16 protein-coding genes are annotated in these 19,708 nt (G+C 66.2%); 5 read left to right on the forward strand and 11 right to left on the reverse strand.

The genetic code is table 11. The features are described 5' to 3' along the window. Window positions 1-2: 2 nt before the first annotated feature. The 11 genes from H6A16_RS02570 to ilvA all read right to left on the reverse strand — a co-directional run bounded on the left by H6A16_RS02570 (window position 3) and on the right by ilvA (window position 12,394). Entirely contained in the window at window positions 3-446 is a 444-nt protein-coding gene (locus tag H6A16_RS02570; RefSeq protein ID WP_204615862.1) for a hypothetical protein, read from the reverse strand. A gap of 181 nt (window positions 447-627) precedes the next feature. After that, on the reverse strand, window positions 628-2,268 hold the full coding sequence (locus H6A16_RS02575) for a C69 family dipeptidase (RefSeq protein WP_204615864.1): 1,641 nt from the start codon (window positions 2,266-2,268) through the stop codon (window positions 628-630). Window positions 2,269-2,542: 274 nt separating this feature from the next. Continuing rightward, the gene (gene folD, locus H6A16_RS02580; RefSeq protein ID WP_204615866.1) at window positions 2,543-3,400 is read right to left on the reverse strand and encodes a bifunctional methylenetetrahydrofolate dehydrogenase/methenyltetrahydrofolate cyclohydrolase FolD; all 858 of its coding nucleotides are present in this window, start codon (window positions 3,398-3,400) and stop codon (window positions 2,543-2,545) included. Window positions 3,401-3,769: 369 nt separating this feature from the next. Further along, window positions 3,770-5,437, reverse strand: a complete 1,668-nt coding sequence (locus H6A16_RS02585; protein WP_204615868.1) for a formate--tetrahydrofolate ligase — start codon at window positions 5,435-5,437, stop codon at window positions 3,770-3,772. 133 nt (window positions 5,438-5,570) lie between these two features. After that, window positions 5,571-6,650 carry a Holliday junction branch migration DNA helicase RuvB gene (gene ruvB, locus H6A16_RS02590; RefSeq protein ID WP_204616187.1) on the reverse strand — a complete coding sequence of 360 codons (1,080 nt, stop codon included), beginning with the start codon at window positions 6,648-6,650 and terminating at the stop codon, window positions 5,571-5,573. Further along, complete coding sequence (gene ruvA / locus H6A16_RS02595; RefSeq protein ID WP_204615869.1) at window positions 6,650-7,267, reverse strand: Holliday junction branch migration protein RuvA; 618 nt, start codon at window positions 7,265-7,267, stop codon at window positions 6,650-6,652. The genes ruvB and ruvA overlap by 1 nt, the downstream gene beginning before the upstream one ends. Next, entirely contained in the window at window positions 7,264-7,788 is a 525-nt protein-coding gene (ruvC, locus tag H6A16_RS02600) for a crossover junction endodeoxyribonuclease RuvC (protein WP_204615870.1), read from the reverse strand. Before ruvC ends, ruvA begins: the two co-directional genes overlap by 4 nt. Window positions 7,789-7,878: 90 nt before the next feature. Continuing rightward, window positions 7,879-9,873 carry a nitrilase-related carbon-nitrogen hydrolase gene (locus H6A16_RS02605; protein ID WP_204615871.1) on the reverse strand — a complete coding sequence of 665 codons (1,995 nt, stop codon included), beginning with the start codon at window positions 9,871-9,873 and terminating at the stop codon, window positions 7,879-7,881. A gap of 159 nt (window positions 9,874-10,032) precedes the next feature. Further along, window positions 10,033-10,392 (reverse strand): desulfoferrodoxin family protein, encoded by a 360-nt coding sequence (locus tag H6A16_RS02610; RefSeq protein WP_204615872.1) that lies wholly within the window; start codon window positions 10,390-10,392, stop codon window positions 10,033-10,035. 160 nt (window positions 10,393-10,552) lie between these two features. Next, window positions 10,553-11,026 (reverse strand): universal stress protein, encoded by a 474-nt coding sequence (locus tag H6A16_RS02615; RefSeq protein ID WP_204615873.1) that lies wholly within the window; start codon window positions 11,024-11,026, stop codon window positions 10,553-10,555. 147 nt (window positions 11,027-11,173) lie between these two features. Further along, complete coding sequence (ilvA, locus tag H6A16_RS02620; RefSeq protein WP_204615874.1) at window positions 11,174-12,394, reverse strand: threonine ammonia-lyase; 1,221 nt, start codon at window positions 12,392-12,394, stop codon at window positions 11,174-11,176. A 515-nt stretch (window positions 12,395-12,909) separates the two neighbouring features. Here ilvA and H6A16_RS02625 point away from each other — a divergent pair. The 5 genes from H6A16_RS02625 (at window position 12,910) to ilvC (ending at window position 19,662) form a co-directional block, all read left to right on the forward strand. Beyond that, window positions 12,910-13,719, forward strand: a complete 810-nt coding sequence (locus H6A16_RS02625; RefSeq protein ID WP_204615876.1) for an ABC transporter ATP-binding protein — start codon at window positions 12,910-12,912, stop codon at window positions 13,717-13,719. A 362-nt stretch (window positions 13,720-14,081) separates the two neighbouring features. Further along, the gene (gene ilvD / locus H6A16_RS02630; protein ID WP_204615878.1) at window positions 14,082-15,746 is read left to right on the forward strand and encodes a dihydroxy-acid dehydratase; all 1,665 of its coding nucleotides are present in this window, start codon (window positions 14,082-14,084) and stop codon (window positions 15,744-15,746) included. Continuing rightward, window positions 15,743-17,821: a biosynthetic-type acetolactate synthase large subunit gene (gene ilvB, locus H6A16_RS02635; RefSeq protein ID WP_342589704.1), complete on the forward strand. Its 2,079-nt coding sequence runs from the start codon at window positions 15,743-15,745 to the stop codon at window positions 17,819-17,821. Before ilvD ends, ilvB begins: the two co-directional genes overlap by 4 nt. Before the next feature lie 2 nt (window positions 17,822-17,823). After that, window positions 17,824-18,309: an acetolactate synthase small subunit gene (gene ilvN, locus H6A16_RS02640; protein WP_204615880.1), complete on the forward strand. Its 486-nt coding sequence runs from the start codon at window positions 17,824-17,826 to the stop codon at window positions 18,307-18,309. Between the two features lie 357 nt (window positions 18,310-18,666). Beyond that, on the forward strand, window positions 18,667-19,662 hold the full coding sequence (gene ilvC, locus H6A16_RS02645; RefSeq protein ID WP_239458148.1) for a ketol-acid reductoisomerase: 996 nt from the start codon (window positions 18,667-18,669) through the stop codon (window positions 19,660-19,662). Window positions 19,663-19,708 lie beyond the last annotated feature (46 nt).

Here is a 19,708-nt window from a genome sequence, read left to right on the forward strand (position 1 = left end):
ATCTACTCGTCTTCCGCCTTGGGAGCCTCGGGCTCGGCCTCGGCGGCCGCGGCATCCTGCTCGACCTCAACCGACTCGACCTTCACCGAAACGGTCGCGTCGTCGACGGAATCCACCAGGTCGCGCACGTGGGCCATGAAACCGACGCGCTCGGCCTTGGTCATGGAGCGCACGCGCGCGATAATCAGCTCGTCCAGGATGCGCTCGGCCACGCTCTCGCCCTGATTGCTCAGGCGGTCGGTCACGTCGGAGAACATACCGCCCGCGCGCTCGAACACATCGGACATGGAGCGGGCGAAGTCCGGGGTCTCGGAGTCGCGACGCACCTCCTCGCCCTTGGCGGAAAGGCTGTCGAGCACCTCCTTGCCTTTCTCGGCCGTCAGCGCCGCGGCACCGAAGCCGATGTTCACCATGTTGTTGACCAGGTCTTCGAATTTCGTAGCCATATGCGGCCTCCTCGTATCGAATTCACGTGCTGGTTTCTTATACCCACAATGATACGACAGCCGACTTGCAGCCGGCAGGTCGCCCTGGCGCATACGGCCCGCCCCGTCCTTGCGGGAGGACGGGGCGGGCCGATCAGTTGCAATCCGGTTCGCTGCGGGCCGTTTTGCCGCAAGCCGAATTCTAGTTATCCGACATCGCGAAGGCGTTCTTCATGGCGAGGCTCGTGGTATAGAGCACCTTGCCCAGCAGGTCTTCGGTCTCGCGTTTGAGGTCGTCGGCCATCCGCTGGTTCGCCGCCGCAAGCGCCGCGGGGACCTCGTCTGCAGGAAGCTTCGCCACCGCCGCGTCGGTCTCGCGCAGCAGGCGATGCGCCATGCCGCCGATCTTCTCCTGGTAGCGCTCGACGTTCGCTGCATTCTCATGGAAGCGAGCATCGGCCAGCGCCGCGATCAGGCGGTTCGCCCAATAGAAGCTCTCAGAGGTCACGCGTGCCGTGGTGTTCTCCAGGTACTCCGGCATGGCCTCGACGTTGGCGTAGAGCGGCACGAGCGCGTTGAACACGTTGCAGCCGAAGGCCATCCACTGCACGCAGGCGTACTCAGGTGCCACAGAGGGACGGATCTGCAGCACGGCGAGCTGCCCGTTGCGGTTGATGCCGATGGGACGGTACGCCCCGCGCGAGGCATCGGTGCCGCGGCGACCATAGGGATCGTAGGGCGTGCCCTGGTAGTGGGCCGAAAGCACGTACTTGACATCCTCGATGGTGATCTTGCGCTCGGGCACGCGGCTCCAGGGGATATCGTCCGCCTCGGGGCCAAAGGCCGCATGCGGGCCATCCCAGCCGTCATGCGGATTCAGGCAGCGCTGCATGTACCAGGCGCGCGGCGTGTTGTACACGTGGTCGGAATCGGAGTGCGAACCGAACGCCTCGCGCGGGTTGAAGATGTCGCCCGCGAGCATCCCCTCGCGAACGTCGGCGATCAGCTCCTCGAACTCGCTCAGGTATACCTGATCGGCCTCGTCGTCATCGTAGAAGCCCTCGTCCACGCCCGCATACATGTCGTCCAGCATGTTGTCGAGCACCTGCGGGCGCATCATGGTGAGATTCAGGTGATTGTCCTCCATCCACGTGCGCAGGTCACCGCTCGCCATGTGCTCCACCTGCTCGCCCTCGGCGTCGGCGAGGTCGAAGTAGTCGATACCCAGCTGGTTGGGCATGGTCACATACGCATCGTCCGGCACGCGCTTGGCGATCCAGTGATGGCCACCGATGGTCTCGAGCCACCAGATCTCGTCGGCATCGGAAAACGCGATGCCGTTCATCTCATAGGTGCCGTACTGCTCGAGCAGGGCGCCCAGGCGCTCGACGCCCTCGCGGGCGGAGCGGATATACGGGAGCACGAGGGTGACCATGTCCTCCTCGCCGATGCCGCCGGGCACCGCGGGCACATAGCCCTCCTCCCCCTCCTTGCCCTGAGCGGGCTGGTACACGACGAGCGGATCTGCGCCGAGCACGCGCTCGTTGCTGGTGATGGTCTCCGTTGCGGACATGCCGACGTTGGCGGTATTGAAGCCGGCAGCTGCCCAGATGCCGTGGCCGGGCAGCGCATCCGGCACGCTGGAATAGCGCAGGGGGTCATCGGGCAGCTCGATGGTCAGACGGCTCTCGACGCTCGTGTAGGTGCGCGGCTGGTCCTCGGGCTTGACCACGGCCATGCGCTTGGGCTCAAACTGCCCGCCGGGCGAATCCTCGTTGCGCGCCACGATCGTCGAACCGTCGTAGCTCGCGAGCTTTCCAACCAGAATGGTCGTGCACGCCATGGCTCCTCCTTCGCGCCGACCGCAGCCGGCATCGACATTATGCGTTCCGCCCCACAGTGTACCCGTTTGCCACCTACCGTACGCACCAAACGACTCCCAACCAGAACCCCAGCCAGAGCACCCCACGTGGCCCTGTCGGCCATCGAGCCGCGCACGGTCTGTAAGCTCCCGGCCCCCGGAAAACGGAAGGCCCTCACCTTCCCGAGCGAATCCGCAGCGAAGCGAGGACCAGCGAGGGAGGGTGAGGGCCTTCCGTTTTCCGGGGGCCGGGAGCTTACAGACCGTGCTGCAGCTTCGCGGCCAGGACCACGTTGCTCATCAACATGGCGCGCGTCATGGGGCCGACACCGCCGGGAACCGGGGTGATGGCGCCGGCGACGGGTTCAGCCGAATCGAAGTCGACATCGCCGCAGAGCTTGCCGTTCTCGTCGCGGTCCATACCCACATCGATCACCGTGGCGCCCGGCTTCAGCCACGTGCCCTTGATCATCTTCGGCACGCCGCAGGCAGCCACCAGGATGTCGGCGCTCTGGCAGATGCGCGCAAGCTCATGCGGATCGGTGTGGGAGTGCGCCACCGAGATCGTCGCATGGCGTGCAAGGAGCATGAGGCTCATCGGCTTGCCCACGATCGACGAGCGCCCCACGATAACGGCGTTCTTACCCGCCGGATCGATGCCGTACTCGTCGATCATCTCCATGATGCCCGCCGGTGTGCAGGGGCGAAGACCGGGCAGACCGCGAACGAGGCGGCCCATGTTCATCGGATGGAAGCCGTCGACGTCCTTATCCGGATTGATGGCCGCCACGACCTCCTCGGTATCGAGGTGCGCCGGCAGCGGCATCTGCACGAGGATGCCCGCGACCTCAGGATCGTCGTTCAGACGGCGGACGAGCTCCATAAGCTCTTCCTGCGTGGTCTCGGCAGGAAGCTTGTAGTCGAAGGAGCGGATACCGCACTGCTCGCAATCGCGCAGCTTAGAGCGCACGTAGGTTGCCGACGCCTGGTCGTCTCCCACGAGCACCACCGCAAGCCCGCACGCGATGCCGCGCTCGGCAAGCTCCGCCACGTCGGCCGCCGCACGCTCGCGAACCTTAGCCGCCAGCGCCTTGCCATCGATGATCGTCGCCATGCCGTTCCTTTCCACAAGCCCGATCGGTTCGTACAGGCTACTACAAATCTTCCGGTGAGAAACAAATCGTAACACGAAAGGACATGGGCCGCCGCAGCCTGCCGACAACGGTCGGGAGCGGGGCCGCATTTTTGCCCCGTTCATCTGGATAAAAGATTTACCCGGCCGGTAGTGACAGGATGCACCCGAAATCTGTCACAGCCGACCGGGTGAATCTTTTAGCAGCGCATGTAGACAGGCGGGCGGGGCGCGCCGCTCCCCTATGCGTCCGGCAGAGCGCGACGCCAGCCGTCACGGTCGCAAAAAAGCCCGCGCCCTCCCATAGAGGACACGGGCTGCAAAGCATACCGATCGGAATAACCCGAAGGCTTAGAACAGGCCGGAGATCACACCGTTCTCGTCGACGTCGATGTTCTCGGCCGCAGGAACCTTGGGCAGGCCGGGCATCGTGAGCACCTGGCCGGTGAGCGCGACCACGAAGTGCGCACCGGCGGACACCTTGACCTCGCGCACCGTGATGCGGAAGCCCTCGGGCGCGCCGAGCAGCTTGTCCTGGTCAGTGAAGGAGTACTGGGTCTTGGCGATACACACCGGCAGGTTGCCGAAGCCGTTCTCACGCAGCTGGGCGATCTGCTTTTTGGCTGCCGGCGTGAAGTCGACGCCGTCGGCGTGGTAGATCTTGGTAGCCACGGCCTCGATGGCCTCGGCGATGTCGGTGCCGTCCTCATAGGAGAAGCGGAAATCGTTGGGCTCGTTCACGAGACGCATGACCTCGTCGGCGAGCTCGAGCGCGCCCTCGCCGCCCTTGGCCCAGACCTCGGACAGCTTGACGTTTACGCCAAGCTTCTTGCACTCGTCCTCGATAAGCGCGAGCTCGGCTTCGGTGTCGGACGGGAAGCGGTTGATGGCCACGACGCACGGCAGGCCGTAGACATCCTGGATGTTGCCCACGTGGCGCAGCAGGTTGGGCAGGCCGGCGCGCAGCGCGTCGAGGTTCTCCTCGTTGAGGTCGGCCTTGGCCACGCCGCCGTTGTACTTGAGCGCGCGAGCGGTGGCAACGATGACCACGGCATCGGGCTTGAGACCGGTCATGCGGCACTTGATGTCGAGGAACTTCTCGGCGCCCAGGTCGGCGCCGAAGCCAGCCTCGGTGATGGCGATGTCGCCGAAGCGCATGGCCATGCGGGTCGCCATGATGGAGTTGCAGCCGTGCGCGATGTTGGCGAACGGGCCGCCGTGAACGAAAGCGGGCGTGTGCTCGAGCGTCTGCACCAGATTGGGCATGAGCGCGTCCTTGAGCAGCGCAGCCATGGCGCCCTGAGCCTTGAGCTCGGAAGCGCGCACGGGACGGCCGTCGTAGGTGTAGCCGACGACGATCTCGCCCAGGCGGTTCTTGAGGTCGGTGATGGAGGTGGACAGGCAGAAGATGGCCATGATCTCGGAAGCGACGGTGATGTCGAAGCCGTCCTCGCGCGGCACGCCCTGAGCGCGGCCGCCCAGACCGTCCACGATATGGCGCAGCTGGCGGTCGTTCATGTCCACGGCACGCTTCCAGGTGATGCGCTTGGGGTCGATACCGAGCTTGTTGCCCTGCTGGATATGGTTGTCGAGCATGGCGGCAAGCAGGTTGTTCGCCGCGCCGATGGCATGGAAGTCACCGGTGAAGTGCAGATTGATGTCCTCCATGGGGATGACCTGCGCCCAGCCGCCGCCCGCAGCGCCGCCCTTGACGCCGAACACCGGGCCGAGCGAGGGCTCGCGCAGCGCCACGGTGCTGTTGATGCCGCGACGACGCAGGCCGTCGGCCAAGCCGATGGTGGTCGTGGTCTTGCCCTCGCCCGCAGGCGTGGGGTTGATGGCCGTCACCAGGACGAGCTTGGCGGTGTGGTCGGTCGGTTCGTTCAGCAGCGAGTAGTCGACCTTCGCCTTGTCGAAGCCGTACGGGATGATGTATTTCTCGTCGACGCCGGCGTTCCGTGCGACCTCGGTGATGGGCAGGGGCTTGACGGAATGTGCGATCTCGATGTCTGACAGCATGGCGAACCTCCCAAACGCGCCTGACAAAACAGATTTCTAGCATACATCGAAAACGGCCGGTTGCGGACATATCCTCCGCAACCGGCCGTCATTCACGGTCCCGTATGCGCATGCACACCAAGTGCGCACATACCTATGCGTTTGCCGGCGGCTCCAGCCCCAGATGGTCGAAGGCCACCGACGTGGCAACGCGGCCCTGCGGCGTACGGACGATCAGACCTCGCTGCAGCAGGTAAGGCTCGTAGACATCCTCGAGCGTGTTGGGGTCCTCGCCCACTGCGCTCGCCAGCGTGGTCAGGCCGACGGGGCGGCCGCGGAACGTCTTGACGAGCGTCTCGAGGATGCGGATGTCCATCCAGTCCAGTCCGAGCTCGTCGATCTCGAAGAACTCGAGCGCCTCGCGCGCGATGGGGTAATCGATATGCCCCTCGCCGCGCACCTGCGCGTAATCGCGCACGCGCTTGAGCAGACGGTTCGCCAGGCGCGGCGTACCGCGCGAGCGCGAGGCGATCTCGCAGGCGGAATCGTGATCGATCTGCACGCCGAGGATCGTCGCCGAGCGGGTCACGATCTCAGCAAGGTCGGCGATGGAGTAGTAATCGAGCCTGAACGAGATGCCGAAGCGGTCGCGCAGCGGCCCGGTGAGCATGCCCGATCGGGTCGTGGCGCCCACGAGCGTGAACCGCGGGATGTCCAGACGGATCGAGCGCGCGGCGGGACCCTTGCCGATCACGATATCGAGCGCGAAATCCTCCATCGCGGGATAGAGGATCTCTTCAACCGAGCGGTTGAGGCGGTGGATCTCGTCGATGAACAGCACGTCGCCCGGCTGGAGGTTCGTCAGGATGGCAGCGAGGTCGCCGGTGCGGGCGATGGCCGGACCGGAGGTCGTGCGGACCTGGGCGCCCATCTCGTTGGCCACGACCGTCGCGAGCGTCGTCTTGCCGAGGCCGGGCGGGCCGGAAAAGATCACGTGGTCCAGGCACTCCCCGCGCGACTTGGCCGCCTCGATAAGAATGCGCAGGCTCTGCTTGATGTGGTCCTGACCGCAGTAGTCGTCCAGGCGCTGCGGGCGCAGCGTCCGCTCGACGTCGAGGTCCTCGGAGGTGAGGTCGCCGGTCACGAAGCGCCCGGTCTCATGGGCGGGAGCTGCAGGCGTGCGGCGCGGTGCGGCGTCGGCCCACAGGTCTACGGAGCCGTCGGCTTCCCACATCATGCATCCATCCCCAACCGCTTGAGCGCACTGGCGAGCAGCTCCTCGACGCGGGCCGCGCCATCGAGACCATCGAGCGCCAGATCGGCCTCCTGTGGCGTGAAGCCCATCGAGAGCAGGGCGGCACGGGCGTCATCGAGTGCGGTGGATGCCGGCGCGCTGCCGAGCGGCAGCTGGCCGGCCGCGGGCACGTCGGCGGCAAGCAGCCCGTGGTCCTTGGCGAACACGCTCTTGAGCTCCAAGATCAGACGTTGGGCGGTTTTCTTGCCCACGCCGGGAACCGTCGCCATGCCCTTGGCATCCTCTGCCATGACCACGGTGTAGAGCTGGCCGACTGTGAACTTGGACAGCACGGCGAGCGCCAGGCGCGGACCCACGCCCGACACGGCCACAAGCCGATCGAACATGGTCCGCTCCTCCTTGGAGGCGAAGCCGAACAGCGTCATGGCATCCTCGCGAACCTGCAGGCGCGTGAACAGGCGGCATGTCTGCCCCAGCGGAGGCAGCGAGGCTGCAGTCGTTCCCGAGATGCCGACCTCGAACCCGACGCCGCCCACATCAAGCACGGCGACGCTGGGCGAGGCCTCGACGAGGACGCCGGTAAGCAGGGTGATCATGAGTAGCCGTTTCCCCTTTCCTCCACATAGGACCAGCCGGAGAGCGCGCCGGTGCGGCGCAGGTTGGCATGGCAGATGGCGCAGGCAAGCGCGTCGGCCGCATGGTCGGGCCGTGGATCGTGATCGAGGTGCAAAAGATTGCGGACCATATACATCACTTGGGCCTTATCGGCCGAACCGGTGCCCACCACCGCCTGCTTGATCTGCATGGGCGTGTACTCGCCCACCTCGACACCGCACAGCGAGACCGCCACGAGCGCGGCCCCGCGGGCATGCGCGGTCGGGATGGCCGAGCGCACGTTGGCACCGAAGTAGATGCCCTCGCACGCCGCCTCGAGTGGGCGGTAGCGCTCCACGACGGCCGTCAGGTCGTCGGCGATATGCCGTAACCGGACCGCAAGGTCGCTGCCCGCAGACGTCTGGATGCACCCGTAGGCGCGGCACCGAACCTCGCCGCGGCGCTCCTCGACGATCCCCCAGCCCGTGTTGGCGAGCCCGGGGTCGATACCCAAGATGACCACGAGCACCTCCCGAGCCTCGTATCTCGAACATCTGTTCTACTGTACCATGCGGTCCCGGGGCGTGCAAGCGCCCACCCGCGCAGCTCAAACCTAGTTCTGCGAGAAGAAGGGGTAGTGCTGGGCGATCCCTTGGGGCATCTGCCCCGGCATCATATGCCGGGCATCGCCGGGAATCTCCGGCTCGCCTGAGGACTCCATCATCTTTCTCAGCTGGCTCTCGAAGCGCATCGCGCTCTCCCGCATGCGCCGCTGGCCCTCCTCGCTCGCAAGCTCCTGCTGCTGCTCGGGGCTCAGCCCCAACAGCTCGCCGAGAAGCCCCAGGATCTCGCCGCGCACGCGCTCGCCATGCTCCTCGCCGAGCGACGCCAGGCGCTCCTGCTCGCTTTGGACCACGTCCATCATCTGCAGCGGCTCTGCGCCCTGCCGACCCAGATCGGACCAGCCGAGAGACGAGGGCCAGACGCGCTCGATAAACGAGCGCGCCGACACGAAGGGCGCAGGCGGCAGCATGCGGCGCCAGTGCTCGAACCGCCGCGTGAGCAGGATGATCAGCGATGCGGCCTCGGGTGCCGTCGCGAACAGCGGCAGGTCCTCGAGCACCTGGTTTCGGTCGACATGCGCCTCGAGGACCCCGTCGACCTGCGAGGGCTCAAGGCAGGCAAGCAGCTGGGAGATGCGCTCGCGCAGCATCGGGTCCGTGCCGCTCGCCTCGACGGCATCCAGAAGGATGCGGTTCAAGGTGGCGTGCACCGCATCGAGCGACACGAGCGCCGGCGGGATCGCCGCCGAGGAACGGCCGCGGTAGCGGGCGAGAAACTCCAGGTAGGTCAGGTACACGTCGCCGAACGGCGCGCAGACGGCGAGCGACGCTCCCGCCCGCAGGCAGGCAGCGGGTGCCAGGGCGGCATCCGTCTTCGTGAGCGGCGACATGATGCTCGCATCCATCTCGTGCGCGACATCGGCCAGGTACAGCGCGTCGATGCCCGCGCGCAGGCGGCCGGCATCGCGGGCGGGCACGTCGCGGTCCATCCAGCGCGAAACGTCGCCCTGGGCGCGCTCGACGAGACGGATCCCGAGGTTGGCCGCCAGCTGACGCACGTGCTCCATGCGCTCGCGCTCCAGCGCCTCCTGCCGCGGGGTGTACACCTCCGAGCGCTCGAAGGCCACGCCGATGACGTTGCGCGAACCGAGCGCATCGACCGCGAGCACCGCCAAAAGCGACGAGGGCAGATCCCCCTCGAGCGGCACGATGACGCGGTTGCGGCCGTCGGCCGCCAGGGTGTCGCGCACATAGAGCCGCAGCGCCTCCCAGACCCACTCCTCGCGCTGGTAGGTCGGCAGCTCGTGCTCGTCCACCGCAGGCACCACGGTGCCGCGGACGATCTCCTGCACAAGAAGGCTCTCTTCGAAGCAGGGCGCCATCGCGACCACGCGACCGCTCTCGTCCATGACGAACGAGCCGCCGGTGTACACCACGTCATCGTACGCGCCGATCGGCGCCATGTAGGCGAGCCACACGCCCGCGCGGGCGACCGCATCGACGAAATGCCCGTCGGCCACGGCGGCAACGGCGCTCGACTGCTCGCTTTGCGCGTTGAACCCGCCCATGGGCAGGTAGACGGCAACGTCGCACCCCTTGGGCAGCTGCGGCAGATCGCGCTCGAGGTCGAGCACGACCGCCACGCGCTCCCCGGCGACATCGAACACGGGCGACTCCCAGATGCCCGGGTCGATCCGCCCGCTGCGCAGTGCCGCCAACGAGCGCAAGGGCACGACGCGACCCTCGCGCAGCAGGAACGTCTCGAGAAACGGGGTCTGCTCGACGGGCACGACGGCGGGCACCAAGCAGGAGATGCCCGAATCCTCGAGGCGCACGGCGAGCTCGCCCAGGCAGCGCAGCATGTCGTGCATGAAGTTGGCGTACTCGATGAGGGCCGTGGGCTGCATACCCGTGAACATCGGGGTGGGCGCGCACAGCAGCTGGGCACCCTGCTCGGCTGCCATCATCGCCTGATCGCCGATGCGCGAGCAGATGCCCTCGATATCTCCCAAGCGCACGTCGATCTGCGCAAGCGCAAGTTTCATCACGAGTCTCCTCGGTTCGTCGTTTCTCCCCATGATACCCGCAAAGCGTGCGGGCGCCCCAAAACTTGACGGGTCCGCCGCTGCAGGCGGCCCGACAGCAGAGCGCCCCGCCGCACCTCGTACGGTGCGGCGGGGCGCTCAAACCGATCGGAAGCGATTCTAGAACGAGGCGCTCCATAGGCCATGAAGGTTGCAGTAGGCGTACACGGTGCCGGTCTTGACGCCGCCGGCAAAGAACGTCGCGGGCGTCTGACCGGGCTTGAGGTAGTGGATCTCAAGGCGACCGTCGGCCTCGAGCGCGATCCACTCGATGTAGTGCTCCTCGGTCATGGGATGCTCGGTGGAACCGACCCTGGCGAACACGATGTGGCCGTCGCGCTGAAGCTCAACGGCAGGCACGTGCTTCTCGACCGCCGCGTCCACGGTGTTGGGCTCGAGCGTCTTGAAGCCCTCGGGGACCTTGCCGCCCTTCACGTCAGCCAGAAACGCGCCGTTGCCGTCGGTGTAAAACGTAGCCATGATGTTCTCTCCTTACGTCCATGCCTCATAAACGTGACCTATTATGCCCAGCGCCGTGCCGGGCATACACAGACACCGGAAGCCCACAAGACGGGGCGCGGCCGACGCCGCGCCCCGCACCCGATTGCACTTGCTGTTGAGCCATGCCGTTGGGACCACGCTATTTCACGGTCAGCACCGGCACGTCAACGGAACGCAGCACACCGAAGCTCACGCTGCCGAGCATGCCCCGCAGCGCGCCCAGGCCGCGGCGACCCATGACCACCAGGTCGACGGAGTTGTCCGCGACGTACTCGGCGATGCCCTCCACCGGAGAGGTCGCCAGACGCGCGGTGACGGTGATCTTGCACTGGGCTCCGTCGCGCGCGTCCTCAACGACGCGCTCCATGTCGCTGCGCATGCGCTGGATGACCGCGCCCATCATGTTGTCGTAATCCATCATCGTGCCGTTGTCGAAGGGATCTTCGAACGCCCCGCCCATGAGCGACGGGGTGGGTATCGCCCCTGCGGCCACGATCATCACCACATGCACCTCGGCGGCGGGGTCGTCCCCCACCATCCCGAGCGCGATATGAAGCGCGCTCATCGCATGCTCGGACTCGTCGTAGGGGACCATGACGTTCTTGAAGAACATGACCGCTCCTTTCCCTCGAGCTCCATCGTTGTGGGATGTATACCCGGGATGCGAGCGAAACGGCAAAAGCGCGACGGTAGCGGTGCAAAAAACCCGCCCACCGGCGCGCTCGAGGTCGGGGTCCGCCCCGGCCGTGTGCATGCACGTTTACAGCATGGTCTGCGAGAGCTGCGGCTTGAAACCCGCCTGCTCGAGGGCATCGATGATCTGGCGCTTGTGATCGGTGCCGTAGGCCTCGATGGTCACGCGCAGCTCGACCGCGGCGTTGCGGTTCGTGCTCACGAACTGGTTGTGCTCGAGCTTGATGACGTTGCCGTTCTGCTCGGCGATGGCGGATGCCACGCGCACGAGCATGCCGGGGCGGTCGGGCAGAAGCACGCTCACGGTAAAGATGCGGTCGCGCTGGATGAGACCGTGCTGCACCACGGAGCTCATGGTGATGACGTCCATGTTGCCGCCCGAGAGAATCGAGGCGACGCGGCGGTTCTCGGCAGGCAGATGCTTGAGCGCCGCCACGGTGAGCAGACCCGAGTTCTCGACGATCATCTTATGGCTCTCCACCATGTCGAGGAACGACACGATGAGCTCGTCGTCGGGCACGGTTATGACGTCGTCGAGGTTCTGCTGCAGGTACGGGAAGACCTTATCGCCCACCTCGAGGACCGCGGTGCCGTCGGCGATCGTGTTGGCCTGCGGAATCTTGACCGGATGCCCCGCCTCAAGCGCCGCCGTGAGCGACGGAGCGCCCGCGGGCTCGACGCCGATCACGCGGATCTTGGGGTTGTACAGCTTGGCGAACGTCGAGACGCCGCACGCCAGGCCGCCGCCGCCCACGGGCACGAGAATCGTGTCGACAAGCGGGAGCTCCTGCACGATCTCCATAGCGATGGTGCCCTGGCCCGTGGCCACCGTGGGATCGTTGAACGGGTGGATGAATGTGTAGCCATGCTCCTCGGCAAGCTGCAGGGCGTAGTCGCACGACTCGTCGTATACGTCGCCGTACAGCACGACCTCGGCACCGTAGCTCTTCGTGCGCTCGACCTTGATGAGCGGCGTCGTGGTGGGCATGACCACGATGGAGCGCGCCCCCGCACGGGAGGCCGCGAACGCGACGCCCTGCGCATGGTTGCCGGCGCTCGCCGTGATGATGCCGTGGTCCAGCTCCTCGGGCGTGAGCGTGCTGATCTTGTAGTACGCGCCGCGCACCTTGTAGGCGCCGGTGCGCTGCATGTTCTCGGGCTTGAGGTAGACGCGGTTGCCGGTCAGCTGGCTGAAGTGCGGGCTCTCCACGAGCTCGGTCTTCTGCGTGACCTCCTTGACCTTCTCGGACGCCTCCTCGAACGCATCGAGCGTGAGCATTTCGGCCATGGCGCTCATCCTTCTTTCGTGCACGGGGTACTTTCGCATGGTAAAGCAGGATAGCAGATTTGGCAGAGCCGACATAGGAGACGGACGTCGTCGGATCACGGGCAGCGCACGGCGCACCGCCTTCGTTGCTCCTCTTGCGCCCCGCTCCCCTGCCGCACGTGAACTTGAAAAGGTGCCCGGTACCAAATTCGCGACTTTTGAGATACCTCATTAAATCAGTGGGTTTCCGATTCTGGAATTGCGTCCGTTTTTATGCACGCTTGGCTTCATTTCCGCAGGTAAAATCGCATGTATATCCAATCGCTTAAGCAACGCTGCGTCACTTAGTCTCTTACCCTCTCAAAAGTCGCGAATTTGGTACCGGACCCCTCATAACGCACCCCCTCAGGCGTCATTTCGGCTCAGCGGCCCGGAGCGGGCGATGCTAAATCGCGGTTTCGCCCTTTGCGCGGCGGGGACGTTGGCGTAGCATGACGCAAACACCTTTCGCATCGACGCCAGAATTCGAGGACCCCATGGACAAACCGCTTGAAACACCCGCAGCGCCCCTGTTTCAGCTGCGCGACGCCCAGGTCGTGCGCGCCGGCAGGACGATCCTCTCGGTAGACCACTTCGATCTAGCCGAAGGCGAGCATGTTGCCCTTCTTGGTCCCAACGGTGCCGGTAAGTCGACGTTCATCCAGCTGCTCACCCGCGAGGTCTTCCCCATGCATCGCGACGAGCCTCCCGTGCGCTTCCGCGGCCAGGCGCGCCCGCTGCTCACCGACATCAAGCAGGCCCTGGGCATCGTGTCGGCAACCATGCACGACCAGGTGCGCGTCCACCTGCCTGTCATCGAGATCGTGTGCGGCGGGCTGTTCGGTACCCTCGGCCTGCCCCGCCACGTAGAGGTCGACGATGCAGCACGCGCGAAGGCCGAAGACGCGCTGGGGCGTCTGGGTATCGCCGAGCTTGCCGACCGCGACGTCATGACGCTCTCCACCGGCCAGGTGCGCCGCGCGCTCGTTGCGCGCGAGCTCATGAGCGACCCCAAGATCCTCATCTTCGACGAGCCCTGCACGGGTCTCGACCCCGAGGGCATGTACCACGTGCGCAACACCATGCGGCTGCTCGCCGACGAGGGTCGCTCCATCGTGCTCGTCACGCACTACCCCGAGGACATCATCCCCGCCATCGATCGCGTGCTGCTCATCAAGGACGCCGTGGTGTTCGCCGACGGCTCCAAGAGCGAGCTTTTGACCGGCGACGAGATGACCCGGCTGTTCGGCGTGCCTCTGGAGGTCGACGAGCACGACGGCTGGTACGCCATGCGCGGCCGCTACTAGACCTGCCTGCCGTCCACCGGAAGTTTACGCACTCCTACCGACTAAAGTGTTTCATGCAGATTTCGCCCTTGCCACGCCCCTGCACGCGCGCGATACTCGAACAACTTAGGAAATGCGACGACAGGGCGAGTACCGGACGGGCGCACCACAGCGAGCGGGCAGCGTGAGAACCCGCGGCGCGCGGTCGGGAACACACCCTCGAGCAGCCAAGCCGAACGCGAGCTCGGCGCGCGGGCGATCCCCGCGACGCGAGCGCGCAAGTACGCCGCGCCGGACAGCCGCCGTCACAGGCATCCTCGCAGGGACGCTCCCTTGCCTTCGCATCCTGGTATCCATAACCGCGAAACGCAAGGGGGGAACGGATGCAGCTGCGAAGCGATGCCATCAAGAAGGGGCTGGCGCGAGCGCCCCACCGGAGTCTTCTGAAAGCCGACGGCCTTACCGACGAGGAGCTTGAACGCCCGCTCGTCGCCGTCGTCTCGGCGCAAAACGAGGTCATCCCCGGCCATATCCACCTGCAGCAGATCGCCGACGCCGTCAAGGCCGGCGTGCGCATGGCCGGCGGCACCCCGCTGCAGGTCAACACTATCGGCGTGTGCGACGGCATCGCCATGAACCACGAGGGCATGCGCTACAGCCTCACGAGCCGCGAGGTCATTGCCGACTCCGTCGAGTGCGCCATCCAGGGCCACCAGTTCGACGCCATGGTCCTCATCCCCAGCTGCGACAAGATCGTGCCCGGCATGCTCATCGCCGCCGCGCGCCTGAACATCCCCACCATACTCGTCTCCGGCGGCCCCATGCTCGCCGGTCGCGACAAGTGCGGGCACCAGACCGACCTGAACACCCTGTTCGACGCCGTGGGCCAGGTGACCGCCGGCACCATGACGCCCGAGGAGTGCGCGTGGCTCGAGAACACCGCCTGCCCCACCTGCGGCAGCTGCTCGGGCATGTTCACCGCCAACTCCATCTGCTGCCTGTCCGAGGCGCTCGGCCTGGCGCTGCCCGGAAACGGCACCGTTCCCGCCGTGTACTCCGAGCGCATCCGCCTGGCCAAGCTCACCGGCATGAAGGTGATGGATCTCGTGCGCGACAACATCTGCGCGCTCGACATCCTGAACGAGAAATCCATCCATAACGGCATGGTGCTCGACATGGCCTTCGGCGGCTCCACCAACACGATGCTGCACCTCACGGCCATCGCCCACGCAGCGGGCTGCCCCGTGACCATGGACGACTGGGATCGCGTCTCGGATGCCACCCCCAACATCGTGCGCATCGCCCCGGCGGGCCCGCTGCACATCGAGGACCTGAACGCCGTAGGCGGTATCTCGGCCATCATGGGCGTGCTCGGCCGCGCCGGCCTGCTCGAAGGCGATGCCCTCACCTGCCACGGCACCGTGGACGAGTGGGTCGCCGCCTGCCCCGAGCCCGATGGCGAGATCGTCCGCACCGTCGAGAACGCCTACTCCCCCATCGGCGGCCTCAAGGTCGTGCGCGGCAACCTCGCGCCCGACTGCGGCGTGGTCAAGCGCAGCGCCTGCGCGCCCGAGATGTACAGGCACTCCGGCCCCGCCCGCGTGTTCAATAGCGAGGAGGAAGCCTGCGAGGCCATCTTTGGCGGCAAGATCAACCCCGGCGACGTCGTGGTCATCCGCTACGAGGGACCCGCCGGCGGCCCGGGCATGCGCGAGATGCTCACGCCCACCTCTGCCATCTGCGGCATGGGTCTCGACAAGTCCGTGGCGCTCATCACCGATGGCCGCTTCTCCGGCGCGAGCAAGGGCCCGTGCATCGGCCACGTGAGCCCCGAGGCCGCAGCCGGCGGCCCCATCGCCCTTATCCAGGAGGGCGACATCATCGATATCGACATCGAGGCGGGCAAGCTCGAGGTTCGCCTGTCCGATGACGAGCTGGCCGAGCGCCGTGCCGCCTGGCAGGCGCCCGCGCCCAAGTACACCACCGGCGTGCTCTCGCGCTACGCGAAGCTCGTCACCAGCGCAGACAAGGGGGCGTATCTCTCATGACGGACTCCACCCGCGCCGCCGCGCCCATGGCCGGCAGCCCGCGCACTCCCGACATGCCCGACGACATCCGCCAGCATACCTGTGCCAGCGCGGCGGCAGGCGCCTACCCCGCGACCGACATGAGCCGCGAGGCGCGCCTTGCCCGCAAGCAGCGCGCCATCTCCGGCGAGCCGTTCGGACCGGGCAGCCACACCGATAAAGAGGGCCAGACCATGACCGGCGCCCAGGCGATCATCGCCAGCCTCGAGGCCGAGGGCGTCGACACGGTCTTCGGCTACCCCGGCGGCCAGGCCATCAAGATGTACGATGCCCTGTACGACTCCACCAAGATCCGCCACATCCTCGCCCGCCACGAGCAGGGTGCGGTCCACGAGGCGGACGGCTACGCCCGCGCCACCGGCAAGGTCGGCGTCGTGATGGTCACGAGCGGCCCGGGCGCCACCAACACGGTGACCGGCATCGCCACGGCCTATATGGACTCCGTGCCCCTGGTGGTCATCTCTGGCCAGGTCACGCGCGGCGTCATCGGCACCGACGCCTTCCAGGAGGCCGACATCGTGGGCATCACCATGCCCGTGGTCAAGCACAGCTTCCTGCTGCAGAGCAACGACGACCTCACCCGGACCTTCCGCGAGGCCTTCTACATCGCCTCGACCGGCCGCCCCGGCCCCGTGCTCATCGACATCCCGAGCGATCTTGCCGGCGAGCAGATGGTCTTCCACTACCCCGACAGGATCGACATCCCGAGCTACCGCCCCACGTACAAGGGCAACGCCAAGCAGGTGCGCCAGGCGGTCGAGCTCATCAGCGCCTCCACGCGCCCGCTGCTCATGGTGGGCGGCGGCTGCGTGTCGAGCCACGCCTGCGACGAGGTCGTCGAGCTTGCCGAGAGCATGCAGATCCCCGTGGTCACCACGCTCATCGGCAAGGCGGCCATCCCCTGCTCCAACCCGCTGAACCTCGGCCCCGTGGGCATGCACGGCTCCAAATACGCCAACATGGCCGTCACCGAGTGCAACCTCATCATCGCCGTGGGCATGCGCTTCTCCGACCGCGTGACCGGCAAGCTCAATGAGTTCGCCCCGCACGCCAAGGTCATCCACATCGATATCGACCCGGCCGAGATAGGCAAGGTCCGCGATCCGCAGGTGCCCATCGTAGGCGACGCGCGCGTGGTCGTGGCCGCCATCAACGACCGCATCGCCAAGGTGGGGGCCAAGCCCGTGTCCGACGAGTGGGTGAAGACCTGCTTCGAATGGCGCGAGCGCTGGCCGTTCTACACCGCCGACTTCGCCGACTACCCCGACCGCATCGCTCCCGAGGTCGTGCTCGAGCGCCTGTCCGCCAAGCTCGACCCGCATGCCAGCGTGGTCACCACCGAGGTCGGTCAGCACCAGATGTGGGCGCACCAGCACGTGCACCGCGAGGAATCGCGCACGTTCATCTCGAGCGGCGGCCTGGGCACCATGGGCTTCGGCTTCCCCGCGGCCGTCGGCGCCAAGATCGGCCGCCCCGACTGCCAGGTGGTCTGCATCGCCGGCGACGGCAGCCTGCAGATGAACATCCAGGAGATGGCCACGGCCATCGGCAACGGCGCCGCCGTGAAGGTCCTGCTCATCGACAACAACGCGCTGGGCATGGTGCACCAGTGGCAGCGTCTGTTCTACCACGAGCGCTACTCCTGCACCGAGTTCACCGCCAACCCCGACTTCGTCAAGCTCGCCGAGGCCTACGGCTGGAAGGCGGAGCGTATCAACCATCCCGACCAGATCGACGCCGCACTCGACCGCATGCTCGCGTCGGCCGACCCCTACCTGCTCGACGTGGTCATCCCCACGAACCAGACCGTGTATCCGATGGTCGCCCCGGGTGCCGCGATCGACGACATCATCGGCGCCATCGACATCACGCTGGGCGGCGTCCGCGTGACCGAGAAGGGCATGAGCCCCGCCGGCGAGACGGCGGGCACCGTGGCCGAGCCGCTGCCGCTGTCCGATGACGACGCCGACACGCGCGTGGCCGGCGCCACCGCCGACATCGTGCCCGACGAGGCTGCCCCGAAGGGAGGCGAGTGAGGATGAAGCACATCCTGTCCGTTCTCGTTGAGAACAAGCCCGGCGTCCTGTCCCGCGTGACCGGCCTCGTGTCGCGCCGCGGCTTCAACATCGACTCGCTCACCGTGGCGCCCACCGAGGACGTCACCATGAGCCGCATGACCATCATCGTCGACGCCGACGAGGTCGGCTACGAGCAGATTACCAAGCAGCTGCACAAGCTCGTCAGCGTGTACAAGATCTCGGACCTCACCGATACCGACGCCATCGAGCGCGAGCTCGTCCTGTTCAAGGTCATCGCCCAGCCCGAGAAGCGCCACGAGATCATCGAGATCGCCAACATCTTCCGCGCCAACGTCGTGGACGTGGGCAAAAACTCGCTCACGGTCGAGGCGACGGGCACGGCGAGCAAGCTCGACGCGATGGAGGACCTCTTCCGCAGCTACGGCATCCGCCAGCTCACCCGCACCGGCAAGATAGCGATGTCGCGCGGGTCGAGCGACCGGTAGGGCGGGTAGCGGGGCGAGGGCTCTCGAACCTGTTGGTCCGGGCTCGGGCAGTCCTCTTCGCGACGGAGGCGCCACTGGCGCCTCCTGCTCATGCGGAACTCGCCCTGACCAACAGGTTCGAGAGCCCCGCATAGCGTTTCCGTTCTTGCCGGTCGCGCGCCCCGAACCGCGGGGGCGGGACTGGCGTGGTCCAAGCGGCCACGCTGCAGGTAGGGTAATCCCCTCTTAGCTCTGCCGGGTTTTGTCTCGCTGCCGGGTTTTGTTTCGACATCGTGTCGTGGGGGTTTGAGAGGACCCCGGGCACGGTTCACATTTACTTTGGTTACACAAGCCACGATCTGTTAAGGAGAAACAACAATGGCTGTGACGATCTACTACGAGTCCGACTGCAATCCTCAGGTCATCCAGGACAAGAAGATTGCCATCATCGGTTACGGCTCCCAGGGCCATGCCCACGCGCTGAACCTGCTCGACTCCGGCTGCGACGTGCGCGTCGGCCTGCGCGAGGGCTCCAGCTCCTGGGCGAAGGCCGAGGAGGCCGGTCTCAAGGTGTGCGACATGGACACCGCCGCCGAGGAAGCTGACATCATCATGATGCTCGTTCCCGACGAGACGCAGCCCAAGGTCTACGAGGAGCACATCAAAGATCACCTCAAGGCCGGCGACACCCTCGCCTTCGCCCACGGCTTCAACATTCACTTCGGCTACATCAAGGCCCCCGAGGACGTGAACGTCATCATGTGCGCGCCCAAGGGTCCCGGCCACATCGTTCGCCGTCAGTTCACCGAGGGCTCCGGCGTGCCCGACCTGGCCTGCGTGGCCCAGGACGCCACCGGCAACGCCTGGGACATCGCGCTCGCCTACTGCTGGGGCGTCGGCGGTGCCCGCTCCGGCATCATCAAGGCCACCTTCAAGGAGGAGACCGAGGAGGATCTCTTCGGTGAGCAGGCCGTGCTCTGCGGCGGCCTCGTCGAGCTGGTCAAGGCGGGCTTCGAGACCCTGACCGAGGCTGGCTATCCGCCCGAGCTCGCTTACTTCGAGTGCTACCACGAGATGAAGATGATCGTCGACCTCATGTACGAGAGCGGCATCCACTTCATGAACTACTCCATCTCCAACACGGCCGAGTACGGCGAGTACTACGCCGGCCCCAAGGTCATCAACGAGGAGAGCCGCGCGGCCATGAAGCAGATCCTGGCCCGCATCCAGGACGGCTCCTTCGCGCAGGAGTTCGTGGACGACTGCAACAACGGCCACAAGTGGCTGCTCGAGCAGCGCGAGAAGATCAACGAGCACGAGATCGAGAAGACCGGCGAGAAGATTCGCTCCATGTTCAGCTGGATCAAGAAGTAGCCTTACGGCTCATCTGCCCTGAGCGCATGAACGCCCGGCTCCCCTT

Source organism: Collinsella tanakaei (assembly GCF_016900375.1).
Lineage (GTDB): Bacteria > Actinomycetota > Coriobacteriia > Coriobacteriales > Coriobacteriaceae > Collinsella.

What these genes read in the sequence shown, in the direction of transcription:
- H6A16_RS02570 (WP_204615862.1), bottom strand. Translation starts at nt 446, where the DNA reads ATGGCTACGAAATTCGAAGACCTGGTCAACAACATGGTGAACATCGGC.
- H6A16_RS02575 (WP_204615864.1), bottom strand. Translation starts at nt 2,268, where the DNA reads ATGGCGTGCACGACCATTCTGGTTGGAAAGCTCGCGAGCTACGACGGT.
- folD (WP_204615866.1), bottom strand. Translation starts at nt 3,400, where the DNA reads ATGGCGACGATCATCGATGGCAAGGCGCTGGCGGCTAAGGTTCGCGAG.
- H6A16_RS02585 (WP_204615868.1), bottom strand. Translation starts at nt 5,437, where the DNA reads ATGCTGTCAGACATCGAGATCGCACATTCCGTCAAGCCCCTGCCCATC.
- ruvB (WP_204616187.1), bottom strand. Translation starts at nt 6,650, where the DNA reads ATGTGGGAAGCCGACGGCTCCGTAGACCTGTGGGCCGACGCCGCACCG.
- ruvA (WP_204615869.1), bottom strand. Translation starts at nt 7,267, where the DNA reads ATGATCACCCTGCTTACCGGCGTCCTCGTCGAGGCCTCGCCCAGCGTC.
- H6A16_RS02605 (WP_204615871.1), bottom strand. Translation starts at nt 9,873, where the DNA reads ATGAAACTTGCGCTTGCGCAGATCGACGTGCGCTTGGGAGATATCGAG.
- H6A16_RS02610 (WP_204615872.1), bottom strand. Translation starts at nt 10,392, where the DNA reads ATGGCTACGTTTTACACCGACGGCAACGGCGCGTTTCTGGCTGACGTG.
- H6A16_RS02615 (WP_204615873.1), bottom strand. Translation starts at nt 11,026, where the DNA reads ATGTTCTTCAAGAACGTCATGGTCCCCTACGACGAGTCCGAGCATGCG.
- ilvA (WP_204615874.1), bottom strand. Translation starts at nt 12,394, where the DNA reads ATGGCCGAAATGCTCACGCTCGATGCGTTCGAGGAGGCGTCCGAGAAG.
- H6A16_RS02625 (WP_204615876.1), top strand. Translation starts at nt 12,910, where the DNA reads ATGGACAAACCGCTTGAAACACCCGCAGCGCCCCTGTTTCAGCTGCGC.
- ilvD (WP_204615878.1), top strand. Translation starts at nt 14,082, where the DNA reads ATGCAGCTGCGAAGCGATGCCATCAAGAAGGGGCTGGCGCGAGCGCCC.
- ilvB (WP_342589704.1), top strand. Translation starts at nt 15,743, where the DNA reads ATGACGGACTCCACCCGCGCCGCCGCGCCCATGGCCGGCAGCCCGCGC.
- ilvN (WP_204615880.1), top strand. Translation starts at nt 17,824, where the DNA reads ATGAAGCACATCCTGTCCGTTCTCGTTGAGAACAAGCCCGGCGTCCTG.
- ilvC (WP_239458148.1), top strand. Translation starts at nt 18,667, where the DNA reads ATGGCTGTGACGATCTACTACGAGTCCGACTGCAATCCTCAGGTCATC.